The 26,158-nt window shown below is 60.3% G+C and carries 22 protein-coding genes; 13 read left to right on the top strand and 9 right to left on the bottom strand.

The window, feature by feature from the left end; genetic code table 11:
* Window positions 1-207 precede the first annotated feature (207 nt).
* The 7 genes from ppc to ACRC4F_RS30305 all read left to right on the top strand — a co-directional run bounded on the left by ppc (window position 208) and on the right by ACRC4F_RS30305 (window position 7,537).
* Window positions 208-2,838 (top strand): phosphoenolpyruvate carboxylase, encoded by a 2,631-nt coding sequence (gene ppc / locus ACRC4F_RS30335; protein ID WP_438662613.1) that lies wholly within the window; start codon window positions 208-210, stop codon window positions 2,836-2,838.
* 289 nt (window positions 2,839-3,127) lie between these two features.
* Window positions 3,128-3,775: an adenylate kinase gene (gene adk / locus ACRC4F_RS30330; RefSeq protein WP_218437095.1), complete on the top strand. Its 648-nt coding sequence runs from the start codon at window positions 3,128-3,130 to the stop codon at window positions 3,773-3,775.
* Between the two features lie 93 nt (window positions 3,776-3,868).
* The gene (gene tsaB / locus ACRC4F_RS30325; protein WP_438662612.1) at window positions 3,869-4,543 is read left to right on the top strand and encodes a tRNA (adenosine(37)-N6)-threonylcarbamoyltransferase complex dimerization subunit type 1 TsaB; all 675 of its coding nucleotides are present in this window, start codon (window positions 3,869-3,871) and stop codon (window positions 4,541-4,543) included.
* A gap of 279 nt (window positions 4,544-4,822) precedes the next feature.
* Window positions 4,823-5,128: a hypothetical protein gene (locus tag ACRC4F_RS30320; protein WP_438662611.1), complete on the top strand. Its 306-nt coding sequence runs from the start codon at window positions 4,823-4,825 to the stop codon at window positions 5,126-5,128.
* Window positions 5,125-5,985: a DUF72 domain-containing protein gene (locus ACRC4F_RS30315; protein ID WP_438662650.1), complete on the top strand. Its 861-nt coding sequence runs from the start codon at window positions 5,125-5,127 to the stop codon at window positions 5,983-5,985. The genes ACRC4F_RS30320 and ACRC4F_RS30315 overlap by 4 nt, the downstream gene beginning before the upstream one ends.
* A gap of 32 nt (window positions 5,986-6,017) precedes the next feature.
* Complete coding sequence (locus ACRC4F_RS30310; protein WP_438662610.1) at window positions 6,018-6,839, top strand: isocitrate lyase/PEP mutase family protein; 822 nt, start codon at window positions 6,018-6,020, stop codon at window positions 6,837-6,839.
* Between the two features lie 2 nt (window positions 6,840-6,841).
* Window positions 6,842-7,537 carry an extensin-like domain-containing protein gene (locus tag ACRC4F_RS30305; RefSeq protein WP_438662609.1) on the top strand — a complete coding sequence of 232 codons (696 nt, stop codon included), beginning with the start codon at window positions 6,842-6,844 and terminating at the stop codon, window positions 7,535-7,537.
* 17 nt (window positions 7,538-7,554) lie between these two features.
* Here ACRC4F_RS30305 and ACRC4F_RS30300 read toward each other — a convergent pair whose 3' ends face one another.
* Window positions 7,555-8,175 carry an energy transducer TonB gene (locus tag ACRC4F_RS30300; RefSeq protein WP_438662608.1) on the bottom strand — a complete coding sequence of 207 codons (621 nt, stop codon included), beginning with the start codon at window positions 8,173-8,175 and terminating at the stop codon, window positions 7,555-7,557.
* Window positions 8,176-8,268: 93 nt separating this feature from the next.
* On the opposite strand from ACRC4F_RS30300, the gene ACRC4F_RS30295 reads away from it, so the two are divergent.
* Window positions 8,269-9,051: a class I SAM-dependent methyltransferase gene (locus ACRC4F_RS30295; protein ID WP_010462878.1), complete on the top strand. Its 783-nt coding sequence runs from the start codon at window positions 8,269-8,271 to the stop codon at window positions 9,049-9,051.
* Window positions 9,052-9,159: 108 nt separating this feature from the next.
* Here ACRC4F_RS30295 and ACRC4F_RS30290 read toward each other — a convergent pair whose 3' ends face one another.
* A complete protein-coding gene (locus ACRC4F_RS30290) occupies window positions 9,160-9,804 on the bottom strand; it encodes a TetR/AcrR family transcriptional regulator (protein WP_438662607.1) in 645 nt (214 codons plus the stop codon).
* Between the two features lie 94 nt (window positions 9,805-9,898).
* Between ACRC4F_RS30290 and ACRC4F_RS30285 the strand changes: the two genes are divergently transcribed.
* The 3 genes from ACRC4F_RS30285 to ACRC4F_RS30275 all read left to right on the top strand — a co-directional run bounded on the left by ACRC4F_RS30285 (window position 9,899) and on the right by ACRC4F_RS30275 (window position 15,514).
* Window positions 9,899-10,999, top strand: a complete 1,101-nt coding sequence (locus ACRC4F_RS30285) for an efflux RND transporter periplasmic adaptor subunit (protein ID WP_438662606.1) — start codon at window positions 9,899-9,901, stop codon at window positions 10,997-10,999.
* A 6-nt stretch (window positions 11,000-11,005) separates the two neighbouring features.
* Window positions 11,006-14,071: an efflux RND transporter permease subunit gene (locus ACRC4F_RS30280; protein ID WP_438662605.1), complete on the top strand. Its 3,066-nt coding sequence runs from the start codon at window positions 11,006-11,008 to the stop codon at window positions 14,069-14,071.
* Window positions 14,072-14,167: 96 nt separating this feature from the next.
* A complete protein-coding gene (locus ACRC4F_RS30275; RefSeq protein ID WP_438662604.1) occupies window positions 14,168-15,514 on the top strand; it encodes a Fic family protein in 1,347 nt (448 codons plus the stop codon).
* 49 nt (window positions 15,515-15,563) lie between these two features.
* Here ACRC4F_RS30275 and ACRC4F_RS30270 read toward each other — a convergent pair whose 3' ends face one another.
* From ACRC4F_RS30270 to plsB, 3 genes are read right to left on the bottom strand one after another with little or no spacing between them, the layout of a single operon-like run.
* Window positions 15,564-16,253, bottom strand: a complete 690-nt coding sequence (locus ACRC4F_RS30270) for a DUF4197 domain-containing protein (protein WP_438662603.1) — start codon at window positions 16,251-16,253, stop codon at window positions 15,564-15,566.
* A gap of 27 nt (window positions 16,254-16,280) precedes the next feature.
* Window positions 16,281-16,679: a YbaY family lipoprotein gene (locus tag ACRC4F_RS30265; RefSeq protein ID WP_438662602.1), complete on the bottom strand. Its 399-nt coding sequence runs from the start codon at window positions 16,677-16,679 to the stop codon at window positions 16,281-16,283.
* A 55-nt stretch (window positions 16,680-16,734) separates the two neighbouring features.
* On the bottom strand, window positions 16,735-19,236 hold the full coding sequence (plsB, locus tag ACRC4F_RS30260) for a glycerol-3-phosphate 1-O-acyltransferase PlsB (protein WP_438662601.1): 2,502 nt from the start codon (window positions 19,234-19,236) through the stop codon (window positions 16,735-16,737).
* A gap of 235 nt (window positions 19,237-19,471) precedes the next feature.
* Between plsB and ACRC4F_RS30255 the strand changes: the two genes are divergently transcribed.
* Window positions 19,472-19,681, top strand: coding sequence for a cold-shock protein (locus ACRC4F_RS30255; RefSeq protein ID WP_010462862.1), 210 nt, complete (start codon window positions 19,472-19,474; stop codon window positions 19,679-19,681).
* Between the two features lie 135 nt (window positions 19,682-19,816).
* Here ACRC4F_RS30255 and ACRC4F_RS30250 read toward each other — a convergent pair whose 3' ends face one another.
* The 4 genes from ACRC4F_RS30250 to ACRC4F_RS30235 form a co-directional block, all read right to left on the bottom strand.
* Window positions 19,817-20,194: a hypothetical protein gene (locus ACRC4F_RS30250; protein WP_438662600.1), complete on the bottom strand. Its 378-nt coding sequence runs from the start codon at window positions 20,192-20,194 to the stop codon at window positions 19,817-19,819.
* A gap of 75 nt (window positions 20,195-20,269) precedes the next feature.
* Window positions 20,270-21,079, bottom strand: coding sequence for a putative RNA methyltransferase (locus tag ACRC4F_RS30245; RefSeq protein WP_438662599.1), 810 nt, complete (start codon window positions 21,077-21,079; stop codon window positions 20,270-20,272).
* Window positions 21,079-22,230, bottom strand: coding sequence for a succinyl-diaminopimelate desuccinylase (gene dapE, locus ACRC4F_RS30240; protein ID WP_438662598.1), 1,152 nt, complete (start codon window positions 22,228-22,230; stop codon window positions 21,079-21,081). The genes ACRC4F_RS30245 and dapE overlap by 1 nt, the downstream gene beginning before the upstream one ends.
* Before the next feature lie 219 nt (window positions 22,231-22,449).
* Window positions 22,450-25,041, bottom strand: a complete 2,592-nt coding sequence (locus ACRC4F_RS30235; protein ID WP_438662597.1) for a glycosyltransferase — start codon at window positions 25,039-25,041, stop codon at window positions 22,450-22,452.
* 211 nt (window positions 25,042-25,252) lie between these two features.
* On the opposite strand from ACRC4F_RS30235, the gene tcdA reads away from it, so the two are divergent.
* Window positions 25,253-26,071, top strand: coding sequence for a tRNA cyclic N6-threonylcarbamoyladenosine(37) synthase TcdA (gene tcdA / locus ACRC4F_RS30230; protein WP_438662596.1), 819 nt, complete (start codon window positions 25,253-25,255; stop codon window positions 26,069-26,071).
* Window positions 26,072-26,158: the final 87 nt, after the last annotated feature.

The following is a 26,158-nucleotide window of genomic DNA, read 5'->3' as shown; positions in this document are numbered from 1 at the left end:
CATTGCGCTCCTGCTCGTGGCAGGCGGTGTGAGTGTCCGCCAATGGTCGGCGGCAAGCCGTTGTACGGCTTACTCTTCAGACTAGCTCGAACGCACAAGGTTTAACGCCCCTTCGTCGTCTGCTTGTAAGAAGCGCTTTAGAGCGGCACTCTCTGCTATCAGAGCATGGCATTCCAAGACACCTGGATTTTCGCTGGAGAACTGCTGATGACCGATATTGATGCACGCTTGCGCGAGGACGTTCACCTGTTGGGTGAGCTGTTGGGCAACACCATTCGTGAGCAGTACGGGGACGGCTTTCTCGACAAGATCGAGCAGATCCGCAAGGGCGCCAAAGCCGACCGTCGCGGTTCGATGGATGCCGAGCTGAGCGCCAGCCTCAACCAATTGAGCGAAGAAGAGTTGCTGCCGGTGGCGCGGGCGTTCAACCAGTTTCTCAACCTGGCCAATATCGCCGAGCAGTATCAGCTGATTCACCGCCGCGAAGAGTCGCAGCCGGCCCCGTTCGAATCACGGGTGCTGCCGGAATTGCTCGCACGCCTGCGCGCCGAAGGCCATAGCGCCGAATCCCTGGCCCGGCAATTGGGGCGGCTGGAGATCGAACTGGTACTCACCGCTCACCCGACCGAAGTGGCGCGCCGCACGCTGATCCAGAAATACGACGCCATCGCCGCGCAACTGGCGGCCCAGGATCATCGCGACCTGACGACAGCCGAGCGCGAACAGATCCACGCGAAGTTGCAACGCCTGATCGCCGAAGCCTGGCACACCGAAGAAATCCGCCGCACGCGGCCGACGCCGGTCGACGAAGCCAAATGGGGTTTCGCGGTGATCGAGCATTCGCTGTGGCAGGCGATCCCGAACTATATGCGCAAGGCCGATAAAGCCCTGCATGCCGCCACCGGCCTGCATTTGCCACTGGAAGGCGCGCCGATCCGCTTCGCCTCGTGGATGGGCGGCGACCGCGACGGCAACCCGAACGTGACGGCCGCCGTGACCCGCGAAGTCTTGCTCCTGGCGCGCTGGATGGCGGCTGATTTGTACGTGCGCGATGTTGATCAGCTCGCCGCCGAACTGTCGATGCAGCAGGCCAGCGATGCGCTGAAAGCCAAGGCCGGGGACAGCGCCGAACCTTATCGCGCGGTGCTTAAGCAGTTGCGTGAACGTCTGCGAGCGACGCGTAACTGGGCGCATGCCTCGTTGACGGCCACCACCCCCGCGCCAGCCGATGTGCTGCACAACAACCGTGATCTGCTGGATCCGTTGGAGCTGTGCTATCAGTCTTTGCACGAGTGCGGCATGGGCGTGATCGCGGACGGTCCGCTGCTCGATTGCCTGCGCCGCGCGGTGACTTTCGGCTTGTTCCTGGTGCGGCTCGATGTGCGTCAGGACTCGTCCCGACACACGGCGGCGATGACTGAAATTACCGACTACCTCGGTCTCGGTCGCTACGAAGACTGGAGCGAGGAAGAGCGCATCGCTTTCCTGGTGCGTGAACAGAACAACCGTCGGCCGTTGCTGCCGGCGTATTTCAAACCGTCGGCCGATACCGCCGAAGTGCTGGCGACATGCCGGGAAATTGCCGCCGCCCCGGGGGCTTCGCTCGGCTCTTATGTGATCTCCATGGCCGGCGCCGCTTCCGACGTGCTCGCCGTGCAGTTGCTGCTCAAAGAGTCTGGCGTGTTGCGGCCAATGCGCGTGGTGCCGCTGTTCGAAACCCTCGCCGACCTCGATAACGCCGGTCCGGTGATTGAAAAATTGTTGCTGCTGCCGGGCTATCGCTCACGCCTGCAAGGGTCGCAGGAAGTGATGATCGGCTATTCCGACTCGGCCAAGGACGCCGGCACCACCGCGGCGGCCTGGGCGCAATATCGGGCACAAGAGCGCCTGGTCGATATCTGCCGCGAGCAACAAGTGGAGCTGCTGTTGTTCCACGGTCGCGGTGGCACCGTCGGTCGCGGTGGCGGTCCGGCGCATGCGGCGATTCTGTCCCAGCCACCCGGTTCTGTAGCGGGACGTTTCCGCACCACAGAGCAGGGGGAAATGATTCGTTTCAAATTTGGCCTGCCGGACATCGCCGAGCAAAACCTCAATCTGTACCTGGCGGCCGTGCTGGAAGCGACCTTGCTGCCGCCCCCTCCACCGGAACCGGCCTGGCGTCATCTGATGGACGAATTGGCCGCCGATGGGGTCAAGGCTTACCGCGCCGTGGTGCGGGAAAATCCGCAGTTCGTCGAGTATTTCCGCCAGTCCACTCCAGAACAGGAATTGGGCCGTTTACCGTTGGGCAGCCGTCCGGCCAAGCGCCGTGCCGGCGGAATCGAAAGCCTGCGCGCCATTCCATGGATCTTTGGCTGGACTCAGACACGCCTGATGTTGCCGGCCTGGCTCGGCTGGGAAGCGGCGTTGAGCAAGGCACTGGAACGCGGTGAAGGCGAGCTGTTGGGGCAGATGCGCGAACAGTGGCCGTTCTTCCGCACACGGATCGATATGCTGGAAATGGTCCTGGCCAAGGCCGATGCCGACATCGCCCGATCCTACGATGAGCGACTGGTCGAAGCGGATCTGCTCCCTTTGGGTGCGCATTTACGCGACCTATTGTCGCAGGCGTGCGCCGTGGTCCTTGGGCTGACTGGTCAGTCTCAGCTACTGGCACATAGCCCAGACACCCTCGAATTTATCCGTCTGCGCAACACCTATCTCGACCCGCTTCATCTATTGCAGGCCGAACTGTTGGCCCGTTCGCGGCAACAGGAAGTGGCGCAGGGCAGCCCGGTAGAACAGGCGCTGCTGGTGTCTGTGGCGGGGATTGCTGCCGGTTTGCGAAATACCGGCTAAGGTTTTCGTCGTGGGGGAAAGGCACCCGGCGCGAGTGTCGAGTGCCTGTAGGTGAAGGACTGAAAAGGTCTGCAAGGCGACAGTTAATGATGGGGTTGCGACTTGGGGTACCCCGTCGAAAGGTCACGCGTGGCGCAGGTTTCTCCGACTTTCGGCGGCTTGTGTGGTCCGGGCCTGCTGTGTATCTTGATCAGCCTTTGGCCGTTTGGGCGGTCACGACCCTGTTTTTGAGATTGGCCCCACGAGGCGAATCCGTTGTTATCTATATAAAAAATTGAGGAGCACATCGATGCGCGTCATTCTGCTGGGAGCTCCCGGGGCCGGTAAAGGTACTCAGGCTAAGTTCATCACCGAAAAGTTCGGCATCCCGCAAATCTCCACCGGCGACATGCTGCGTGCCGCGGTCAAGGCCGGCACCGAGCTGGGCCTGATCGCCAAGAGCGTCATGGACAGCGGTGGCCTGGTTTCCGATGACCTGATCATCAATCTGGTCAAGGAACGCATCAGCCAGGCCGATTGCGCCAACGGTTTCCTGTTCGACGGTTTCCCGCGCACCATTCCCCAGGCTGAAGCCCTGGTGAAAGCCGGCGTCGAGCTGGATCACGTGGTCGAAATCGACGTCAAGGACGAAGACATCGTCCAGCGCATTGCCGGTCGTCGTGTTCACGAGGCCAGCGGTCGCGTTTACCACATCGTCTACAACCCGCCGAAAATTGCCGGTAAAGACGACATCACCGGTGAAGAGCTGGTGCAGCGCAAAGACGACACCGAAGAAACCGTGCGTCATCGTCTGTCGGTCTACCACGCCCAGACCGAGCCACTGGTGAAGTTCTACCAAGAGCTGTCCGCCGCTCAGGGCAAACCGAAGTACAGCCACATCGAAGGTGTTGGCTCGGTTGAAGCGATCACCGGCAAGGTGCTTGAAGCGCTGAACTGAAAAGACTGAATCGCTTTATCGTCTACGGCCCGCTTGCGGGCCGTAGTTGTTTATACTGGCGCACTTTTTCTGACCTCTCTTACGGAAACATCGATGAGCACCTTGCTGGCCCTGGACACCGCGACCGAAGCTTGCTCCGTTGCCTTGCTGCATGACGGCAAAGTCACGAGCCATTACGAGGTGATCCCGCGCCTGCATGCGCAAAAGCTGTTGCCGATGATTCAGCAGTTGCTCGCCGATGCCGGAACCACCCTGCAAGCGGTCGATGCCATTGCTTTCGGTCGTGGGCCGGGCGCATTCACTGGCGTGCGGATCGCCATCGGTGTGGTGCAAGGCCTGGCGTTTGCGCTGGATCGCCGGGTGTTGCCGGTCTCCAACCTGGCGGTACTGGCGCAACGGGCGTATCGCGAACACGGCGTGTGCCAGGTCGCGGCCGCCATCGATGCGCGGATGGATGAAGTGTATTGGGGTTGCTACCGCGAAACGGCGGGCGAGATGCGCCTGGTTGGCAATGAAGCGGTGTTACCGCCGGAAGTCGCGGCTTTGCCGGCCGATGCCAGTGGTGAATGGTTCGGCGCCGGCACGGGTTGGGGGTATGCCGAGCGCATCGCCGTCAACCTGAGCGGGCAGGACGCAGGCATGTTGCCGCACGCAGAGGACCTGCTGACGCTGGCGCGGTTTGCCTGGGAACGCGGTGAAGCGATTGTGGCGGATGAAGCTCAGCCGGTTTATCTGCGCGACAAAGTGGCGACCCCGAAGGCGCGTTGAGCCACGCGTTTCTGTGGCGAGGGAGCTTGCTCCCGTCCGGCTGCGAAGCAGTCGTAAATGCTGACTGCGCGAAGTACCTGTCTACAATTGGGGCCGCTTCGCAGCCCAGCGGGAGCAAGCTCCCTCGCCACAATGAACATTCCAACTGCAGCCAATCGTCACTTTCTGATCCCCGCTTTTAAACCTTTTCGTATTTCTGTGTTCTAGTTATCACTCGGCGGTTTGCGAAGTGGGTTATGTGCCACTAGACTGCCACTACTGATACCGGACATGTACTCCATGCGTATAGACGGCGTTTCCTCCCAGTCCTACCCCATCAAGCGCAAGCCCCGCAAAGGCCCGGTGGCGGATGACGACTACGTCGATATCGACGGCGAACTGGAAATTCCGTCCGAGGAGCAGCTGGCCGCCCGTGCCGCCAAGGCTTCCGCGCAACGCCTGAGCAATCTTCCGGCCCGTCAGCAAGACATGATCTACCACCGTGCCATGAGCAAAAGTGTCGCCACGGCACTCGCCAGCTACCTGAGCACTGCCGGTTTTGTGGATTGGGATACGGATGTAATGGGCCTCGATCTGTACATCTGATGTTGCCTTACTACCTGGGCTGCCCGTCATGGAGTGAAAACGCCTGGCGCGATTATCTGTATCCGCCCGACGCCAAACCCGCCGAATTCCTGAATCTCTATTCCCGAATATTCAACGCCGTAGAAGGCAATACAACATTCTACGCGAGCCCGGCTGCCAGCACCGTGCAACGCTGGGCCGAGACCATGCCCGAACACTTTCGCTTCACCGCCAAGTTTCCCGGCGACATCAGCCATGGCGGTGACCTGCGCGAACAACTGACCGCCGCCGAAACCTTCCTGCAATTGCTGAGCCCGCTCGGCGAACGGGTTTCGCCGCTGTGGCTGCAACTGTCGAAAAGCTTCACCCCGCAGCGATTGCCGGAACTGGCCGGTTTCATTGAAGCTCTTGAGCGACCGTTGGCCGTGGAAGTGCGGCATGACGAGTTCTTCGCCAAAGGGGATAGCGAGCGAATGCTCAACCGTCTGCTGCTGGACCGTGGCGTCGAGCGCATCTGCCTCGATCCGCGCGCGCTGTTTAGTTGCACGTCGACCGATCCGTCGGTGCTCCACGCCCAATCGAAAAAGCCCAGGGTGCCGCCGCGTCCGGCAGCGTTTACCCAATTCCCGCAGGTTCGTTTCATCGGCCATCCCCAGCTTGAGGCGAACGATCCGTTCCTGGCGCCGTGGGTCGAGAAAATCGCCGAGTGGATCGAAGAGGGTCGTACGCCCTACATCTTTCTGCACACCGCCGATAACCTGCTGGCCGCCAGACTGGCGCAACGTTTTCACGCAAAACTGATGCTGCGTTTACCTGGCTTGCCGCCGTTGCCTGAGCTATACAGAGAGCCCGCCGCCGAGCAACTTGGCCTGCTCTGAGGCGGATTCGTCCCCCTTTCAGGAGCCTGCCAATGGATGCGCAAACCCTTCGAGCCCTGGCGTTCAAAGCACTGCACGAACGCGAGGGCGCTTTTGTCATTCCCAATCCTTGGGACGCCGGCTCGGCGAAGATGCTCGCCAGCCTGGGTTTCGAGGCGCTGGCGACCACCAGTGCCGGTTACGCCTTTTCCAACGCCCGCCCCGATGGCGGGTTGACGTTGGACGATACGCTGGCGAACGTCCGCGCGATTGTCGCGGCAACCGACTTGCCGGTGGCGGTGGACCTGGAAAACGGGTTTGCTGACGATCCCGCAGAATGCGCAAAAAGTATCTTGCAGGCCGCGGCGGCGGGTGCTGTCGGTGGATCGATCGAAGATGCCACCGGCCGTGAAGACGCGCCGATCTACTGCTTCGAACACGCCGTGGCACGCATTGAAGCCGCCGTCGCAGCGGCGCGCAGCCTGCCTTTCCCTTTTACGTTGACCGCCCGCGCCGAAAATTTTCTGCACGGTAATCCTGACCTGGCCGATACCATCCGCCGTTTGCAGGCGTTCGCCGAGGCGGGTGCCGACGTGTTGTACGCGCCGGGCCTGCGCAGCGCTGAAGACGTGTTGGCAGTGGTCCGTGCGGTGGCACACAAACCGGTCAACGTGTTGATGTCCGGTGGGCTCAAATTGACGGTCGAGCAGTTGAGCGAAATGGGCGTCAAACGCATCAGCGTCGGTTCGGCGCTGGCCTTGGCGGCGTACGGCGAGTTTTTCCGCGCCGCCGAAGAGATCAAGACGTCGGGCACCTTCGGGTTCACGTCGCGGTCCATGCCGTATGCCAAGGCTAATCAATTGTTCAAAGGCTGACGATGCGTTTTCGGTGGTGGCTGTTGTTGATGCTGTTGATCATCGGTGCGGCGGGCGTGGGCGTCTGGCGCGGCTGGATCTCGCTGCCACCCCAATGGAACCCTTGGGCGCCGCTGGACGTGAAGGCCGAACCGAATTTTTTGACGCGCTACAAACTGATGAGCCTGCGTGATGATCCACAATTGTGTGATCAGGCGTTGAGCAGCTCCGGTTTACGCGTCGCACATCAGGCCGACAGCCCCGGCGCGACGTGTCCGTTGATCAACACCTTGCGTGTGCAGGGCGGCGATGTCGCACTCAGCAGCAGCTTCCTCGCCAGTTGTCGCCTGGCGGTTTCGTTTGCCCTGTTCGAACACCATGCCCTGCAACCCGCTGCGCAAGCGGTGTATGGACAGTCCGTCAGCCGGGTCGATCATCTCGGCAGCTTTGCCTGTCGCAACGTCTACGGTCGCGAAAACGGCCGGCGAAGCCAGCATGCCAGCGCCGATGCGTTGGACATTGCCGGTTTCCGCCTGGCTGACGGTCGAGCCATCAGCGTGCTCAAGGATTGGCCGAAGGATAATCAGGACGCACGGTTTCTGCGCCAGGTTCGCGATGGCGCCTGTGGTCTGTTCAGTGTGGTGTTGAGCCCGGACTACAACGCCGCCCATCGCAATCACTTTCATGTCGATGTCGGGCCGTGGTGGGTGTGTCGCTAAGGGATTTTTGTTGAGGGTCAGGCGGCGATGCGCAGGTTCTGCAGCACGATCGGGCGAGCCCAGCCGTTATCGAAATCGAATTGTTTCTGTTGCTCCACCAGTTCTTCGGGGGAGAACGGCGGGAACGGTTTGTCCAGCAGGTCCATTTCGAATTCAGCGATCGGCAAACGCAGCGGGCGCGGTTGTGGCGCCGGGCCGGCTTCGGGTACAGGCTGGCCGGCGGTGAGCACGATCGGACGCACCCAGCCACTTTCGAAGTCTTGTTGTTTCTGTTGCGCGACGATTTCTTCGGCCGGGAACGGCGGGAAAGGTTTGTCGGCCAGGTCCATTTCGAACTCGGCGATTGGCAGGAACAGCGGCTCGGGTGGCTTGACTTCGGTTTCTTTCACATCGCATTCGCGCTGGGAAACGATGTGCGCAAGCAGCTCGCTGCCGACGGTAGGCTCGACAGGGCTTTCAAGATCAACCGGTGGGAAAGTCCCGCACGCCGGCACCACATCGGTCGACTGTTCGGCCAGGGCCTGGGCAAAAAAATCCTGCCACAGGTGACTGACGCCGCTCAGTGCCTGTGAATTTCGCAGACCATAATCGCCATGACGCGAAATGTAGCCAACGGATGTGGATTGAATGCCTGACATTTTTCTCGGTCGACGCTCAGCTCTGGCAAAATGCTCGTTAGTTTTGTTATCGGCCGTTTTTGCCGATCATTAATTTTTTGAGCGTGTTTTCCCATGATTGAGCAACCTGCGGCCTGCCGCATCCACGTCGAGGCCTCGGCCCCGGCGTTTCAGCCACAAGCCGAGCAATGGGCCGAACGCCTGGGCTTGCCGTTGCACGTGGATGACGGCGAGTTTGCCCTGCAGGTGGGCGAGCAGGGTTTGCAACTGCAACAACTCGGGCCGGACGCACCAGGGCCGGTGCGGGTGGACTTCGTCGAAGGTGGCGCGGCGCATCGCCGGTTGTTCGGCGGTGGCACGGGGCAGATGATCGCCAAGGCGGTTGGCATCGCGCAGGGCGTGCGTCCGCGTGTACTGGATGCCACGGCGGGGCTGGGCAAGGATGCGTTCGTGCTGGCGAGCCTGGGCTGCGAGATGAGCCTGATCGAGCGTCAGCCGCTGATTGGTGCGTTGCTTGAGGATGGGCTGGCCCGGGGTGCGGAAGATTTCGACGTTGCGCCGATTGTGGCGCGGATGAAGTTGCTCAAGGGCAACTCGATCGAAGTGATGCGCAACTGGGAAGGGGAGCCGCCGCAGGTGATTTACCTCGACCCGATGTTTCCGCACCGTGAGAAAACGGCGTTGGTGAAGAAGGAAATGCGTCTGTTTCGGCCATTGGTCGGTGATGACCCGGATGCACCAGCCCTGCTCGAAGCCGCATTGGCACTGGCCAGTCATCGGGTGGTGGTCAAGCGACCGCGCAAGGCGCCTTGCATTGCGGGGCCCAAGCCAAGTCATGCGCTAGACGGGAAATCCAGTCGGTATGACATCTATCCGAAAAAAGCACTCAAGCCCTGAGACCGAGTCGCCCCCATCGCGAGCAGGCTCGCTCCCACAGGATCTGCGCTAACCCTTGTGGGAGTGAGCCCTGCTCGCGATGGCACCAGATCAGACAACCAAAAACTATCAGGCTGTCTCAGGCCTGTAGGCCCGCATAAACAACCCCACCACTTCCCGCACATGCTCTTCGGCCGCATCCCCCGTCACCGGCTCACCGCAGCCATACAGCAAGCGAAAATTCCCCGCGCCCTTGAGCAAGCAGAAGAAATGCTCGGCCGCATTGCGCGGTTTGTCGATGCTCAACGCGCCGCTCTGATCAACCTTGGCCAGCAATCGCTCCATGCCATGCAACATGCGTTGCGGCCCGGCTTCGAAGAAGATCAGCGAGAGTTTCGGGTCCTGGCTGCCCAAGGCCATCATCAGCCGATGCAGGTTCACCGATTCATCGCTGTTGATCAGCTGATGAAAACCGCGCGCGATATTCAGCAGCACCGTTTCTACCGAAACACCGTCCGGCAACTCGAAAAACAGTGTGGGCAACTGCTCTTCGCACTTGGCCATCACGGCAGCGGAGAACAGCGTCTCCTTGTCGTTGAAATGGCTGTAGACGGTCAGCTTTGACACACCGGCTTCCGCCGCCACGGCATCCATGCTGGTGCTGGCGTAACCATTACTCAGAAACAGAATTTTCGCCGCATCGAGGATGGCCTGGCGCTTGGCCAGATCCTTGGGACGGCCCGGACCGTTGGGTGCTGAAAGATTGTTCGACATTCTTCGCTTTTAATACTGGACTGGTGAGTTTGCTATTAATAACATACTCGCCAGTATAATTATTCCAAGCACCATTAGCGAAAGGTCCTTCACCATGTTCCGCTATGCCTTGCCCCTCGCGTTGCCAGTCAGTCTGGCGTTGTTATTGTCTGCGTGTGGCCACGAAGAGGCGCCGAAAACCACTGTCCGCCCCGCGATGGTGGTGCAGCCAGAACCTTCGGCGCAGGCAATGGAAAGTTATCCGGGTGAAGTGCGGGCTCGTTATGAGCCGGACCTGGCGTTTCGCATTGGCGGCAAGGTCAGCCGACGGCTGGTTGAAGAAGGGCAGCGGGTCAAGGCCGATCAGCCTCTGGCCGAACTCGATCCCCAGGACGTACGCCTGCAACTGGAAGCCACCCGTGCCCAGGTGGCCGCCGCCGAAGCCAATCTGAGCCTGGTGCGCGCCGAGCGTGATCGCTACAAGACGCTGATGGACCGTCAGATGGTCAGCCGTTCGCAGTATGACAACTCCGAAAACCTTTACCGATCCGGTGAAGCGCGCCTCAAGCAAATCAAAGCCGAATTCAACGTCTCGACCAATCAGGCCAGCTACGCGGTGCTGCGTGCGCCGCAGGATGGCGTGGTGGCCAAGCGCGCGGTGGAAGTCGGGCAAGTGGTGGCGGCGGGGCAAACCGTGTTTACCCTCGCCACCGATGGCGAGCGTGAAGTGTTGATCAGCCTGCCGGAACAGAGCTTCGGCCGCTTCAAGGTCGGTCAGCCGGTGTCGGTCGAACTCTGGACCCAACCCGATCAGCGTTTCGCCGGGCGCATCCGTGAACTGTCGCCCGCTGCCGATCCAAAATCCCGCACCTTCGCTGCGCGAATCTCATTCACCGGCGGCAAGGTCCCGGCCGAACTCGGCCAAAGCGCCCGGGTATTCGTCCAGACCGCTGACGTGATACCGCTGTCTGTGCCGCTGTCGGCCCTGACGGCGGAAAACGGCGCGACTTACGTCTGGGTCGTCAGTGCCAACAACACCTTGAAGAAAACCCCGGTTCGGGTCGGTGCCTTCGGCGAGAAAACCGTCCCGGTGCTCGAAGGCCTGAATGCCAGCGACTGGGTGGTGGCCGCTGGCGTCCATGTCCTGCTTGAAGGGCAGCAAGTGCGCCCGGTGGATCGCTCCAACCGCGTGGTCAATCTGGCCGACAAGGAGTAATCCCCGATGGGTTTCAATCTTTCCGAATGGGCGCTGCGCAATCGCCAGATCGTACTGTTCCTGATGCTCTTGCTGGCCATCGTCGGCGCGCTTTCCTACACCAAGCTCGGTCAAAGCGAAGACCCGCCGTTCACCTTCAAAGCCATGGTGATCCGCACCAACTGGCCGGGCGCCACGGCGCAGGAAGTCTCGCGCCAGGTCACCGAACGCATTGAAAAGAAGCTGATGGAAACCGGCGAATACGAGCGCATCGTCTCGTTCTCGCGCCCCGGCGAATCCCAGGTGACCTTCATTGCCCGCGACTCCATGCATTCGGTGCAGATACCGGAGTTGTGGTATCAGGTGCGCAAAAAGATCAGTGACATTCGGCACACTTTGCCGCCGGGCATTCAGGGGCCGTTTTTCAACGATGAGTTCGGCACCACTTTCGGCAATATCTATGCGCTGACCGGCGACGGTTTTGATTACGCGGTGCTCAAGGATTACGCCGACCGCATCCAGATCCAGCTGCAACGGGTCAAGGACGTGGGCAAGGTCGATCTGCTCGGGCTGCAGGACGAGAAAATCTGGATCGAACTCTCCAACGTCAAACTCGCAACGCTCGGTTTGCCATTGGCCGCCGTGCAGCAAGCCCTCGAAGAACAGAACGCGGTGTCCACGGCCGGGTTCTTCGAGACCACCAGCGAGCGATTGCAGCTACGGGTGTCGGGGAATTTTCAGACAGTCGACGAGATCAAGAACTTCCCGATCCGCGTCGGTGATCGCAACTTCCGTATTTCCGATGTGGCAGATGTGCGTCGCGGCTTTAACGATCCACCGGCACCGCGCATGCGCTTCATGGCGGAAAACGCCATCGGCCTGGCGGTGGCGATGAAGGACGGTGGCGACATTCTGGTGCTGGGCAAGGCGCTGGAAATCGAGTTCGACCGCATCCAGAAAAACCTCCCTGCCGGCATGCAGCTGCGCAAGGTGTCCGATCAACCGGCGGCGGTGAAAACCGGTGTCGGCGAGTTCGTTCAAGTGTTGGTGGAAGCCCTGGCGATTGTGTTGCTGGTGAGCTTTTTCTCCCTCGGCGTGCGCACCGGTATGGTGGTGGCGCTGGCGATTCCGCTGGTGTTGGCGATGACTTTCGCCTGCATGTATTACCTCGGCATCGGCCTGCACAAGATTTCCCTCGGCGCGTTGGTTTTGGCGCTGGGCTTGTTGGTGGACGACGCGATCATCGCCGTGGAAATGATGGCGATCAAAATGGAGCAGGGCTTCGACCGCATCAAGGCCGCCAGTTACGCCTGGACCAGCACCGCGTTCCCGATGCTCACCGGCACCCTGATCACCGCTGCCGGTTTCTTGCCAATTGCCACCGCGCAGTCGGGCACTGGCGAATACACGCGATCGATCTTCCAGGTGGTCACCATCGCGTTGCTGGCCTCGTGGATTGCGGCGGTGGTTTTCGTGCCGTACCTGGGGGAAAAACTCCTGCCGGACCTGGCGAAGATTCATGCCGCCAAGCATGGCACGGGACAGCCCGATCCTTACGGCACGCCGTTCTATCAGCGCGTCAGGCGCTTGGTGGAGTGGTGCGTGCGCTGGCGTAAAACCGTCATCGTGCTGACCGTGGTGCTGTTCATTGGCTCCATCGTGCTGTTTCGCTTTGTGCCGCAACAATTCTTCCCGGCCTCGGGTCGACTGGAGTTGATGGTCGATCTGAAACTCGCTGAGGGCGCGTCCCTGAGCAACACCGCCGATGAGGTCAAACGCCTTGAAGCCTTGCTGAAAGATCACGCCGGCATCGACAACTACGTGGCCTACGTCGGCACCGGTTCGCCACGTTTCTACCTGCCGCTGGACCAGCAATTGCCGGCGGCGAGCTTCGCCCAGTTCGTGGTCCTGGCCAAGACCATCGAGGAGCGCGAAACCCTGCGCACCTGGCTGATCGAAACCCTCAACGAACAGTTCCCGGCCCTGCGCTCGCGTGTCACACGTCTTGAAAATGGTCCGCCGGTTGGCTATCCCGTGCAGTTCCGGGTGACCGGTGAGCACATTGAAGAAGTCCGCGCATTGGCCCGTAAAGTGGCGGCCAAGGTTCGCGAGAACCCGCACGTGGTGAACGTGCATCTGGACTGGGAAGAGCCGAGCAAAGTTGTCTATTTGAACGTTGATCAGGACCGCGCCCGGGCGCTGGGTGTCAGCACGGCGAACCTGTCGAAGTTCCTGCAAAGCTCACTGACCGGTTCCAGTGTCAGCCAGTACCGCGAAGACAACGAGTTGATCGAAATCCTGCTGCGCGGCACTTTGCATGAGCGCACCGAACTGTCGTTGCTGCCGAGTCTGGCGGTGCCGACCGACAACGGTCGCAGCGTGGCGCTGTCGCAAATCGCAACGCTGGAATACGGCTTCGAAGAAGGCATCATCTGGCACCGCAACCGCCTGCCGAACGTGACGATCCGCGCCGACATCTACGGCAAGGAACAACCGGCGACGCTGGTGCAACAAATCATGCCGACCCTCGACCCGATCCGCGCCGAATTGCCGGACGGTTACTTGCTGGACGTCGGCGGCACCGTGGAAGACTCCGCCCGTGGCCAGAACTCGGTGAAGGCCGGCGTGCCGCTGTTCATCGTAGTGGTGCTGACCTTGCTGATGCTGCAATTGCGCAGCTTCTCGCGCACGGTAATGGTGTTCCTGACCGCGCCGCTGGGCTTGATCGGGGTGACGCTGTTTTTGATGGTGTTCCGTCAGCCGTTCGGTTTTGTGGCGATGCTCGGGACCATCGCGTTGTCCGGGATGATCATGCGTAACTCGGTGATTCTGGTGGACCAGATCGAGCAGGACATCGCCGCCGGGCTCAAGCCGTGGCAAGCGATTATCGAAGCCACGGTGCGGCGCTTCCGACCTATCGTGTTAACGGCGCTCGCGGCGGTGCTGGCAATGATCCCGTTGTCCCGCAGCGTGTTCTTCGGGCCAATGGCGGTGGCGATCATGGGCGGGCTAATCGTGGCGACGGCGTTGACGCTGCTGTTTTTGCCAGCGTTGTATGCGGCGTGGTTCAGGATCAAGAAAGAGTCGGTCTGACTTCCTACAACAATCTCGGATCTCTCTGATATTGAGTCAGAGAGGTCCTAATGCTGTACTCGAGGCTCAGTTTAATGAGCTTTTGAGACAGCAATAGTGAAAAAACCACCCTTGTTCACGGGACGTCCGGACCCGGTGTTTGATCTGTTGGCGCAGTCGCCTCACAAAGAGCGCCTTGCGGATTATCTCGTCTTACTCAAGCCGCTGGATGATCAGGGGCGCTACCTTTCATTCGACGAATTGCGCTATCGCTGGCCGCCAGGAATGGACTCGAGTCTGTGCTGGGCGTTGGTGAAGAAAGCCCGGACCGCTCAATATTCAAGTCTTCTGCCATTGGGTGATCCCGTTCAGTGGAGCAACTTCGTGCTGACCCCGTTGGCGCAAAAAGCTATTTCGGCGGTAGACCGACAAGCCACGACAGCTGCGCTGGAGTACATGACCAGCCGGATCGGTGAGCATGCGCATTTCAGCTATTTGCTCAACGACCTGATCGAAGACGAAGCCATCAGCAGCAGTCAGCTCGAAGGTGCGGCTACCACCACGCGAGTGGCCAAGGACATGCTTAAGCGCAAAAGGTTGCCGCGCACACCGGATGAGCGAATGGTGGTGGGGAATTACAAGATGATGAATTTCGCCTGGGAACAGCGCTACGAACCCCTGAGCGTCCAGCTGATAACGGCGATGCATCGCGTTGGTGTCGAGGGGATTGACGATGCACAGTATTCACCCGGTGAATTCAGGGCCAACGACGATGTGGTGGTGCAGGACGGGCAGGGCAATACCGTTCATACGCCGCCACCTGCCGTGGGTCTGGTTTCGCGATTGCGGACATTGTCGGAATGGATCAACCAGTCACACCACGATCCCGAGCAGGCGGATTATCTGCATCCGATGATCAAAGGCATCGCGCTGCATTTTGCCCTGGGTTATGAGCATCCCTTCCGTGACGGCAACGGCCGGGTCGCGCGGGCGCTGTTCTACTGGCTCATGTTCAAGAATGATTTTTCTGCATTCCGCTATATAGCGATCAGCATCTTGCTGCGCAATGCGCCTGTGAAATACGGGCGATCCTATTTGAATACCGAGGCGGATGATCTGGACCTGACTTATTTCATCGACTTTCAGTGTTCGGTGATTCTGCGAGCTGTCAGTGGTTTTACCGAGGCTTATCGGAAAAGTCTGGCGTATACGGAACGCTTTGATCGCTGGCTGGCAGAGTCCGGATTTTTCGATCGACTGACCGAGAAGCAGCGTGCCGTTTATCAAGTGGCCAAGAGTGGGATGGCCAAAGAGTTCACGGCGGTCAATGTGAAAGAGAATCTGGACTGCTCATACAACACCGCCTCAGCCACGTTGAACGGGCTGGTGGAGTTGAATGTGTTTGAGAAGAGAAAGATGGGGCGTGAGTGGGTGTTCTTTCTGCGTGCCGCATCGGCGATCTGATCTTTTGTGGGAGCGGGCAAGCCCACTCCCACATGATCGGTGTTAAGGCTTAGAGCGTACCGAAAACTTTCTTCGCCAGACTCGTCGCCGCAGCCGCCGGGTTCTGGCGGATGGTTTCTTCCTGTTTGCCGATCATCTCGAACAATCCGTTCAGCGCCTGCTCGGTCACGTAGCTTTCGATGTTGGCGTTCTTGGCATCCAGCACACCCATGGTCGCTGCCTGGCCCGCGAACGTGTTGTATTGCTTGGCCAGGCCGACCTGGTCGGTGGCTTGCTTGACGATCGGCAGGAACTTGGCGCGGATCTGTTCGCGGCTGGTTTTGCTCAGGTACTGGGTGGCCGAGTCATTGCCGCCGCTGAGAATTCCTTTGGCATCCTCGACGCTCATCTTCTTGACCGCGTCCACCAGGATTGGCTGGGCCTGGGTCACAGCGGTTTCGGCGGCTTTGTTCATGCTGGTTTCCAGCTGAGTGACTTGATCACCCATGCCGAACTGTTTCATTTTGCTGGCGACTTTGCCCAGTTTGCCCGGCAGTTCGATTTTCACGTCCGGGTTGTTGCTGAAACCGCCCGGAGTACCGAGTTGTTTGACGGCCAGTTGCGCGCCTTGGGTCAGGGCATCCTTGAGGCCGCCGGTGGCGTCTTTTTGCGACAGGTCACTGAGCGACAGCGCCATCGCGCTGGCGGAGATCATCAAGCCTGCGCAGAGGCCGGCGAAGCGAAGGGTAGGGCGGAGCATGGCGGCTTCCTTGTTCGAAAGAGGCAATTAGCGGACGGCGTCGACGCGGATTTTCAGTGGCTGCGGATCGCTGCCATCAAGCTGTACGGGGTGGTGTTCGGTGGTGATGAACATCAGTTTGCCGTCGACTTCGATACGTGCGCTGACCGAATAGCGATGGCCGGGTTTGACCTGGGCCGGATCGTAACTCAGATGAAACGGCAGCGGCACCTGGCCTTTGACCGGACCTTCCTGTTCGTCGAGGACAACCGCAGGCGCGTCGGCGAGGGACACGTCCTGCAGGCTGACGCTCAGGATGGCGCTCGGCGGCAGGGCGATGCGTTGCAGGTAGAACACTTCGCCATCGAGGCTGGTTTTCGCACCAGGTTGCATCGACTGACAGGCTCCCAGCAACGCGGTCATGGCTAATAGAGTGAGTTTTTTCATCGCAGAGTTCCGATTGAGGTGGGAGCGGGGCTTGCTCGCTCCCACAGGTATTGCATCAAGTCTGAGGCTGCACGCCGACCTGATCCGCCGCATCTTCACTGCGGTGCAACGCCACCTGACGGATCGACAAACGAATCTCCGCCGGCAACACGCGTTTGGCCGCACCTTCGGCCAGTTCACCCAGCAGTTCGTGATAACTCAACTTGCCGGCCTCGTCACGCTTGAGCACATCGAGATCCAGCATGGTTTGTATGAAATGGCGGAACAGGCTCTTGTCGAAGAACTCCGGGGCGTTTAGCCCGTGCAGGATCGACAGGCGCTGAGCCATGACCGTGCACAGGTCTTCCAGCTCTTCGGCGCTGATGCTGTTCTGGCCGCTGTTGAGTAGCAATGACACGGTCATGTAGAAGCGTTGCAGCGTTTGAGCGATGCTCTTCGACAACAAAGTCAGCAACACAAAATGCCGCGAGCTTGGCGCCGGACGCAGGTAAACGTCGTTCTCGAAACGCAACAGACCTTGCTCGACGAACGCTTCGAGCCACTGATCGATCACGCCATCCAGCTCGTCCAGCGTCCAGCGAATGAACAGTTCCGACTGCAGGTATGGATACAGCGCCCGGGTGTAGCGCAGGATCTGTTCGCGGCTCATGCGCGAGGCGCTCTGGAAGAAACTCGCCAGCAGCGCCGGCAAGGCGAAGATGTGCAGCACGTTGTTGCGGTAGTAAGTCATGAGGACAGCGTTCTGCTCATCCAGGTACAGAATCTTGCCCAGGGCATCACTCTGTTCGGACAGCAGGTCCATGTCCTTCACATGCTCGATCAGCGCCCGGCCATCACCTTCGGGCAGCGTGGTGTGCGGCGAGTAGGGAACCTTGCGCAACAGTGCCAGGTACAAATCCAGCACCCGTGCCATGGCCCGATCATCCAGCGCCAGCCGGGTGGTGGACAGCAAGGCCAGCGCCACCAGATTCACCGGGTTGATCGCTGCTGCTTCGTTGAGGTGTTGCGCGACTTTCTCGCCCAAACGGTTGGTGGTTTCGTTGAGCCACGCCGGTTTGAATTGCGGGCCGAGTTCCTGTTTGCGCCAGTCGGGCTGTTCGCTGTCGAGGAACTCCGCCAGTTTGATCGGCTCACCGAAGTTCACTGCGACCTGGCCGAAGCGTTGCTTGAGCGCGCCGATCACTTTGAAAATGTCGAAGATCGATTCTTTCTTCTTGCTCGCGCCGCGCAGTTCACCGAGATAAGTCCGGCCTTCCAGTACACGCTCATAACCGATGTACACCGGGATGAACACGATGGGCATGCGCGATGAACGCAGGAAGCTGCGCAGGGTAATTGCCAGCATCCCGGTTTTCGGTTGCAGCATGCGCCCGGTGCGTGAGCGCCCGCCCTCGACGAAGTACTCGACCGGGAAACCTTTGGTGAACAAGGTGTGCAGGTATTCGTTGAACACCGAGGTGTACAGCGGGTTGCCCTTGAAGGTACGGCGCATGAAGAACGCACCGCCGCGACGCAGCAGGCCGCCGATGCCCGGCATGTTGAGGTTGATCCCGGCGGCGATGTGGGGCGGGGTCAGGCCGTTGCGAAACAGCAGATAGGACAGCAGCAGGTAGTCGATATGGCTGCGGTGGCACGGCACATAGATCACTTCGTAACCCGGGGCGACCTTCTGCACGCCTTCGATGTTGTTGACCTTGATGCCGTCGTAGATCTTGTTCCAGAACCAGCTCAGCACCACTTCCATAAAGCGGATCGCGGTGTAGGTGTAGTCGGAGGCGATCTCGTTGCCATAGCGCAGGGCCTGGGCCTTGGCCTTCTCCGGGGAGATGTTTTCGCGCTCGGCTTCGTCGAGGATCGCTTGCTTGACCAGCGGCTGATTGAGCAGGCCCTTGACCAGGTTGCGACGGTGGGAAATGTCCGGGCCGATGACGGCGGCTTTGAGGTTGCGGAAGTGGACCCGCAGGATCCGCTGTGCCATGCGCACGGTGCGCTCGTGGCCTTTGTCGTGCTCGATCAGCTCGCGCAAGTGGATCGGCGCCGAGAACTGCACGCGGGTTTTGCGCCCGAGCACGATGATGCTCAACAAGCGACGCAGACGCCCGGTGACCGCCCAGCTGTCGGCGAAGAGCAGTTTCCACGGGCTCGATTCGCTGTCCGGCGACTGCCCCCAGAACACGCTGACGGGAATGATCTGCGCGTCTTCGACGGCGTTCTGGCTCAGGGCGCTGACCAGACGGGTCAGGGTCGGCGGCGCGCCGCGCTTGTCCTGACGACCGAGCCAGTCGGGCTCCGGCGTCAGGTAGAAGAATGCGGCAGGCTCCAGCAGATTGCCTACAGACACCGGTAACACCGGGCGCGGCAGACCGGCCTTGGTGCATTCGGTGTCGACTACGGCAAGGTCGGTCAGCGAAGGGTTTTGCAGGACGTAGAACACCGGACGACTGCGGTCGAGGTTGAGGGTGAACGACGACTGATTGATCGTCTCCGAGCGAACCCAGAGATAGAGCAGTCGGCGCAGGGTGCCAAACACAAGACGGCGGAGCGGGGAACGGGTCATACGGCTTCTGCGTGAGTGATTGAAACCGAGCGTTTGCTCGGGCGGCCGATAGTGTGCCGGATTCATCGAAAATCGGCAAAAAAGCGGTGAAGTAAACTCCTGTTGAGAGTTTTGTTGCCTGTCATATACTCGGCGTGCCCGCACTGGCCAGACAGTGGCACCTATCAGTGCAAGCAATGTTCCCGAGGCTTCCCTGCGAAAAGCCCGATCAATAATAAGAAAGGAGTATGAACAGATGGCAACACGTGAAACCGGCAATGTGAAGTGGTTCAACGACGCCAAGGGCTACGGCTTTATTCAGCGCGAGGACGGGGTGGACGTGTTCGTGCATTACCGCGCTATTCGTGGCGAGGGGCACCGTTCGCTGGCTGAAGGTCAGCAGGTTGAATACGCCGTGGTGACGGGGGAGAAGGGGTTGCAGGCCGAAGATGTAGTGGGCTTGTAAACCCGATCTTCAGATCACCTAAAACCACTGTGGGAGCGAGCCTGCTCGCGATGACTGACTGACATTCAACACTGATGTTGACTGACAGGGCCTCATCGCGAGCAGGCTCGCTCCCACAGGTTTTGTGTGCTGGTTTTAAGCAGTTTTCCAGGTGATCTCTTCTTCACCATCCGCGCTGATGCGCATCCAGCGATCTGCTGTTTCTTCACCTTCTTCCTCGACCCAAGTACCCGGTGCGCAACGCACTTCGACGTTCAGCGCGGCAAAAGCTGCACGGGCGCAGGCGATGTCGTCGTCCCACGGGGTTTGATCACTCTCCAGATACAGGCTGTTCCATTTGCCCACGGCCTTCGGTAGCCAGGTGACGGGCACGTTGCCGGCCTTGCACTTGAAGGTCTGGCCTTTCTGGACCCAGTCGGTGCAAGGGCCTAACGCAGTGCCGAGCCAGGCGGCGATGGCCTTGTAGTCGACGTCGGCGTCTTTCAGGTAAATCTCGATATCGGGTTGGCGCATGGATGTCCTCACTGCGGGTCTGAAAAATCCATTCGCGGATTTAGCCGGCCTCGAGCCATTGCTCGAAACCAAAAATTATTGAAGTACGAAATAATCGTAGCGCATCGACACGGTGACCTCGAACGGCTCGGCCTGTTCGATGACCGCCGTGCGGCGTTCAGCACTGGCGCGCCAGCCGTGGGGTGTCATGGCCAACAAGTTGGCGCGATCCTGACCCTTTGAAAGCGTCAGTTTGAATTCCAGGGTTTCGCTGTGTTGCAGTGCCATGCCTTCCGGTACCAACGCCAGATGCTTGTCGTCGGTGTACTCGCGCACTTCGTCGTACAGCCGCTCGCGCAATTCCATCAGATGGCCGCTGGTCGGTCCGACTTTCATCAGGCCGCCACCGGAGCTCAGCAAACGCTTGGCTTCCTCCCAGTCCAGCGGACTGAAGACGCTGGCGAGAAACTGGCAGCTACCCGAGGCCAACGGCACCCGGGCCATGCTGGCGATTAACCACGTCAGCTGCGGGTTGCGTTTGCAGGCGCGTTTGACCGCTTCCCGGGAGATGTCCAGGGCGTACCCGTCAGCGTTCGGCAAGGCCTCGGCGATTTGCGCGGTGTAGTAACCCTCACCGCAACCGATGTCCAGCCAGCGCTGCGGTGCATATTCAGCAGCCAGCTCCGCCAGACGCTTGGCCACCGGCGCGTAATGGCCGGCGTTCAGGAAATCGCGACGGGCTTCGACCATGGCAAGGTTATCCCCAGGGTCGCGGCTGTTCTTGTGCTGCACCGGCAGCAGGTTCAGGTAACCCTGCCGCGCACGGTCGAAACGATGCCCGGCGGGGCAGGCCACGCCGTTGTCCACCGCGTTCAGCGGTTCGCTGCAGATCGGGCAGGCGAGCATCAGGCGAGCAACTTGATCAGGGTCTGGTAATAGATTTCGGTCAGCACGTCGAGATCGGCAGCGAGTACACGCTCGTTGACCTGGTGGATCGTCGCGTTGACCGGGCCCAGTTCAACCACTTGCGTGCCCATGGTCGCAATGAAGCGGCCGTCGGAAGTGCCACCGCTGGTGGAGGCCTTGGTTTCACGGCCGGTGATGTCCTTGATGCTCGACGCCACGGCATCCAGCAACGCACCTGGCTCGGTCAGGAAAGGCAGGCCGGACAGCGCCCAGTCGATGTGCCAGTCAAGATTGTGCTTGTCGAGGATGTCGGCGACGCGCTTTTGCAGGCCTTCGACGGTGGATTCGGTGGAGAAGCGGAAGTTGAACACCGCCACCAGGTCACCCGGGATCACGTTGGTCGCGCCGGTGCCGGAATTCACGTTGGAAATCTGGAAACTGGTCGGCGGGAAGAAATCGTTGCCGTGGTCCCAGTGCTCGGCAGCCAGTTCGGCCAGGGCCGGGGCGGCGAGGTGGATCGGGTTCTTCGCGAGATGCGGATACGCCACGTGACCCTGCACACCGCGCACGGTCAGCTTGGCGCCCAGGGAGCCGCGACGGCCGTTCTTGACCACGTCACCCACCAGCGTGGTGCTCGACGGTTCGCCGACGATGCACCAGTCCAGACGCTCCTTGCGGGCGGCTAGGCGTTCGACCACAGCCTTGGTGCCGTGGTGAGCCGGGCCTTCTTCGTCGCTGGTGATCAGGAAAGCGACCTTGCCCTTGTGGTCCGGGTAGTCGGCGACGAAGCGCTCGGCCGCTACAGTCATCGATGCGAGGCTGCCTTTCATGTCGGCCGCGCCACGGCCGCAGAGCATGCCGTGTTCGTCGATCAGCGCGTTGAACGGGTCGATCTGCCAGGCGGACACCGGGCCGGTCGGCACCACGTCGGTGTGACCGGCGAAGCACAGCACCGGTCCGTCGTGTTTGCCGTGGGTGGCCCAGAAGTTATCCACATCTTCGATGCGCATCGGTTCCAGGGTGAAACCGGCATTGCCCAGGCGCTGCATCATCTGCTTCTGGCAATCGGCGTCGACCGGCGTCACGGACGGACGGCGGATCAGGTCGATGGCGAGTTGAAGGGTCGGCGAAAGGTCGGCGTGGGCCGTCATGGAAAACTCCGGAATCATGAATTTGGGCGCGGACTAAATGTGGGAGCCAGCCTGCTGGCGATAGCGGTGTGGCAGTCAACATAAAGGGTGATTGTGACATTACCATCGCCAGCAGGCTGGTTCCCACAGGGATGGATATCACGCCAAGCCCCGCAAAATGGCGGTTATCTTAAAGCAAAACGGCGGCCATTGGCCGCCGTTTAGTGCATCTGCAAAGATTTAGACTGCCGGCGCCGTCTCTGTCGCGACCGCCGGTTTCGGCAGCGAAGACAGGAACGCCATGATCAGCGCTGCCAGATACGGCAGCGACTGCACCAGCAACATGGTCACCCAGAAACGCATGTCGTTGCTCGGCATGCCGTTCACCAGGTAAATCCCCAGTGCCGCACCCCACAACAGCAACATGATGAACACTTCTTCGCGCGCCTCCGAAATCGCCACCCAGAAGCCGTGGTTATCGGCGTTCTTCGGTGTGCGGAAAAACGGAATGCTGCTGGTGAAGAAGCCGTACAGCACCGCTTTGGCGATGGTGTGCGACAACGCCAGCCCGGCCAGTGCCGCGCAGAATGCATCCTTGAGGTTGACCCCGACCGCACGACGGTAGAGGAAGATGATCTTGCCCACCTTGAACACGAACAGCGCCAATGGCGGGATCGCGAAAATCAGCAGCGGCGGATCGACCCGCTGCGGCACGATGATCATCGCCGCCGACCACAACAGGGCGCCAACGGTGAAGAAGATGTTCATGCCGTCCGCGACCCACGGCAACCAGCCCGCGAGGAAGTGGTAACGCTGGCCACGGGTCAGCTCGGTGCCCTTGCCGCGCAACAGGCTGGTGGTGTGACGCTTGATGATCTGAATCGCGCCATAGGCCCAGCGGAAACGCTGCTTCTTGAAGTCGATAAAGGTATCGGGCATCAGGCCTTTGCCGTAGCTGGTGTGGTAATACGCCGCCGACAAGCCTTTTTCGAACACTCGCAGGCCCAACTCGGCGTCTTCACAGATGCACCAGTCAGCCCAGCCCAGTTCCTCGAGCACCGAACGGCGGGTCATGGTCATGGTGCCGTGCTGGATAATCGCGTCACGGTCGTTGCGGGTGACCATGCCGATGTGGAAGAAGCCTTTGTATTCCGCGTAGCACAGCTTTTTGAAGGTGCTTTCGTTCTGGTCGCGATAATCCTGCGGCGACTGCACTACCGCGATTTTCGGGTCGGCGAAGTGCGGCACCATGTGCTTGAGCCAGTTCGGGTCGACGCAGTAGTCCGAGTCGATCACCGCAATCACTTCAGCATCCTTGGCGGTGTGCGGAATCAGGTAATTCAGCGCGCCGCCCTTGAAACCGGCCAAGGGTGCGACGTGGAAGAACTTGAAGCGCGGGCCGAGGGTTTCGCAGTAATCGCGCACTGGTTCCCAGACCGCCGGGTCCTTGGTGTTGTTGTCGATGATCAGGACTTCGAAGTCCGGATAGTCGAGGTTGGCCAGGGCGTTGAGGGTCTGTTTGACCATCTCCGGCGGCTCGTTGTAGCAAGGGACGTGAATCGAGACCTTCGGTCGGTAGTCCGATTCGCCGACCACAGGCAGGAATTCACGCCGGCGCTTGTGGGTCCAGACCGCTTCGGCCAGTTCATGCGCCTCGGTCAGCAGCACGATAAAGACCCCGAGTGCGCCGAGGGCGAGCAGGCCCCCGACCGTCAGGCTGAACCAGGTGCTGTATTGCAGGCTGTAGTCGTAGCCGATCCACACCAATACCGATCCGCAGAGGAAGGCGATAAAGGTCAGGAAGGTACGGCCGCGTTGACGCAGGGCCGAGCCGTCGATCATCAGCAGGGTCAGGGACAGCAGCGCGAGCACCACCGAGCCGACCGCCAGCACGCGCCATTGCGGGATCGCAACGACCGGGCCTTCGAAGTTGAATTTCTGCTGGCGCGCCGCGTTGAAAACACCCCAGTAAGCGCCCACCGAACCTTCGTCGCTGGCCTTCCACGGTTGGTCAAACGCTTCGATCACGAAGTAGTTGAAACCCTGGCGGTTGAGCTTGTTGACCAGCGTGCGCAGGTAAATCGCCTGGTCCGCTGGCGATGCATCGGCGCCACCGCGCATGCGGCCGTTGCTCGGCCAGCCGACTTCCGACAGCAGCAGCGGCTTTTTCGGGAACATCTTTTTCAGGTCGCGGGCACGGTCGAGTACGAACTGCCCGGATTGCTCCATCGGCACATGTTCCCAGTACGGCAGGACGTGGGCAGCGATCAGGTCGACGTGCTTGGCCAGGCTCGGATTCTCTTCCCAGACGTGCCATTGCTCGGACGTGGTCACCGGCACTTTCACCGCCGCGCGAACGCGATCCAGAATGATGCTGAGTTCCGCGGCGGTAATTTCCTTACGGAAGATCGCCTCGTTGCCTACCACCACGCGAACCACACTGCGGGAGGTGTTGGCGAGTTCGATGGCGCGCAGGATCTCACGCTCGTTGCGCTCTTCGTCCGGGCTGATCCAGATACCGAGGGTGACCCGCAGACCGAATTCTTCCGCCAGTTTGGGAATGTCTCCCAGGGAACCGTCGACCGAGTAAGTACGGATGTTGTCCGTCAGCTTGCTCATGATCTCCAGGTCGCGACGCATTTCATCGTCGGTCGGGTACTGCTCTTTTTGTGGGTACTGACCCTGCTGGAACGGCGAGTATGAAAAGCCGGAGATCTGTTCGGGCCAGTTGGGAGCGGTAACCGGGCGATTGATCAGCGCCCAGAAGCCGGTAAACAAGGCTGCGATGGCGAGCACCACGACCAGGTTGAGTCCAAATTTACGCGATGACATAGTTATTTCAGGTTCCAAAGGCTGTGGAACGAAGGACCGGTCGGCGTGTGCCAAGGGGCGCGCATCCTACACCGGGCATTCCTTGAGCGTATAGCTGGCAGGGAAATGCCCTACGTTTGGCAATCCCGTTTCGCATAAGTTCTTTCACTTGTCGCGGTAACTTAGATCTTGTGGCCGTGTAGCCCTATAATGCGCGCCGGTTTTTGGGGTATTGGTCATGAGTACAGAAGATCCGCGGTTTGCAGGCATCGCCCGTTTGTATGGCATCGACGGCCTGGAGCGCCTGCGCGCAGCCCATGTGGCCATCGTCGGCGTTGGTGGCGTGGGTTCCTGGGCGGCGGAAGCCATCGCCCGCTGTGGCGTGGGCGAGATTTCGCTGTTTGACCTGGACGATGTCTGCGTCAGCAATGCCAATCGTCAGTTGCACGCGCTGGACAGCACCGTCGGCAAACCCAAGGTCGAGGTGATGGCCGAGCGTTTACGTGGGATCAACCCGGACTGCACAGTGCACGCCGTGGCGGATTTCGTGACGCGCGAGACCATGGCTGAATACATCACGCCGAACATCGACTGCGTGATCGATTGCATCGACAGCGTGAATGCGAAAGCGGCGCTGATTGCCTGGTGTAAACGCCGCAAGATTCAGATCATCACCACCGGCGGGGCGGGCGGGCAAATTGACCCGACGCTGATTCAGGTCTGCGACCTGAACCGGACCTTCAATGATCCGTTGGCCTCGAAAGTGCGCTCGACCCTGCGCCGTGATTACGGCTTCTCGCGCACCGTGACCCGTCATTACAGCGTGCCATGCGTGTTTTCGACCGAACAACTGCGCTACCCGAAGCCGGATGGCAGCATTTGTTTGCAGAAGAGTTTTGTCGGCGATGGCGTGAAGCTCGACTGCGCCGGCGGGTTTGGCGCGGTGATGATGGTCACCGCAACGTTTGGCATGGTCGCGGCGACCAAGGCTGTGGATAAGATTGTTGCCGGAGTACGGCGGCCGGCGGATCGAATCAAACCTGGGGTTTGAAACGCGATCCTTGTAGGAGCCGGCTTGCTGGCGATCCAGGCGATGCGGTATGCCTGACACACCGCGGCGCAGGATCGCCAGCAAGCC

Origin of the sequence: Pseudomonas sp. (assembly GCF_051660785.1) — a bacterium.
In the GTDB taxonomy this organism is placed as follows: domain Bacteria; phylum Pseudomonadota; class Gammaproteobacteria; order Pseudomonadales; family Pseudomonadaceae; genus Aquipseudomonas.
This window is presented reverse-complemented; position numbering and strand designations above follow the sequence as displayed.

Bases quoted from the DNA above. Each gene is read 5' to 3' on its own strand.
- ppc (WP_438662613.1), top strand. From the start codon at position 208: ATGACCGATATTGATGCACGCTTGCGCGAGGACGTTCACCTGTTGGGT.
- adk (WP_218437095.1), top strand. From the start codon at position 3,128: ATGCGCGTCATTCTGCTGGGAGCTCCCGGGGCCGGTAAAGGTACTCAG.
- tsaB (WP_438662612.1), top strand. From the start codon at position 3,869: ATGAGCACCTTGCTGGCCCTGGACACCGCGACCGAAGCTTGCTCCGTT.
- ACRC4F_RS30320 (WP_438662611.1), top strand. From the start codon at position 4,823: ATGCGTATAGACGGCGTTTCCTCCCAGTCCTACCCCATCAAGCGCAAG.
- ACRC4F_RS30310 (WP_438662610.1), top strand. From the start codon at position 6,018: ATGGATGCGCAAACCCTTCGAGCCCTGGCGTTCAAAGCACTGCACGAA.
- ACRC4F_RS30305 (WP_438662609.1), top strand. From the start codon at position 6,842: ATGCGTTTTCGGTGGTGGCTGTTGTTGATGCTGTTGATCATCGGTGCG.
- ACRC4F_RS30300 (WP_438662608.1), bottom strand. From the start codon at position 8,175: ATGTCAGGCATTCAATCCACATCCGTTGGCTACATTTCGCGTCATGGC.
- ACRC4F_RS30295 (WP_010462878.1), top strand. From the start codon at position 8,269: ATGATTGAGCAACCTGCGGCCTGCCGCATCCACGTCGAGGCCTCGGCC.
- ACRC4F_RS30290 (WP_438662607.1), bottom strand. From the start codon at position 9,804: ATGTCGAACAATCTTTCAGCACCCAACGGTCCGGGCCGTCCCAAGGAT.
- ACRC4F_RS30285 (WP_438662606.1), top strand. From the start codon at position 9,899: ATGTTCCGCTATGCCTTGCCCCTCGCGTTGCCAGTCAGTCTGGCGTTG.
- ACRC4F_RS30280 (WP_438662605.1), top strand. From the start codon at position 11,006: ATGGGTTTCAATCTTTCCGAATGGGCGCTGCGCAATCGCCAGATCGTA.
- ACRC4F_RS30270 (WP_438662603.1), bottom strand. From the start codon at position 16,253: ATGCTCCGCCCTACCCTTCGCTTCGCCGGCCTCTGCGCAGGCTTGATG.
- ACRC4F_RS30265 (WP_438662602.1), bottom strand. From the start codon at position 16,679: ATGAAAAAACTCACTCTATTAGCCATGACCGCGTTGCTGGGAGCCTGT.
- plsB (WP_438662601.1), bottom strand. From the start codon at position 19,236: ATGACCCGTTCCCCGCTCCGCCGTCTTGTGTTTGGCACCCTGCGCCGA.
- ACRC4F_RS30255 (WP_010462862.1), top strand. From the start codon at position 19,472: ATGGCAACACGTGAAACCGGCAATGTGAAGTGGTTCAACGACGCCAAG.
- ACRC4F_RS30250 (WP_438662600.1), bottom strand. From the start codon at position 20,194: ATGCGCCAACCCGATATCGAGATTTACCTGAAAGACGCCGACGTCGAC.
- ACRC4F_RS30245 (WP_438662599.1), bottom strand. From the start codon at position 21,079: ATGCTCGCCTGCCCGATCTGCAGCGAACCGCTGAACGCGGTGGACAAC.
- dapE (WP_438662598.1), bottom strand. From the start codon at position 22,230: ATGACGGCCCACGCCGACCTTTCGCCGACCCTTCAACTCGCCATCGAC.
- ACRC4F_RS30235 (WP_438662597.1), bottom strand. From the start codon at position 25,041: ATGTCATCGCGTAAATTTGGACTCAACCTGGTCGTGGTGCTCGCCATC.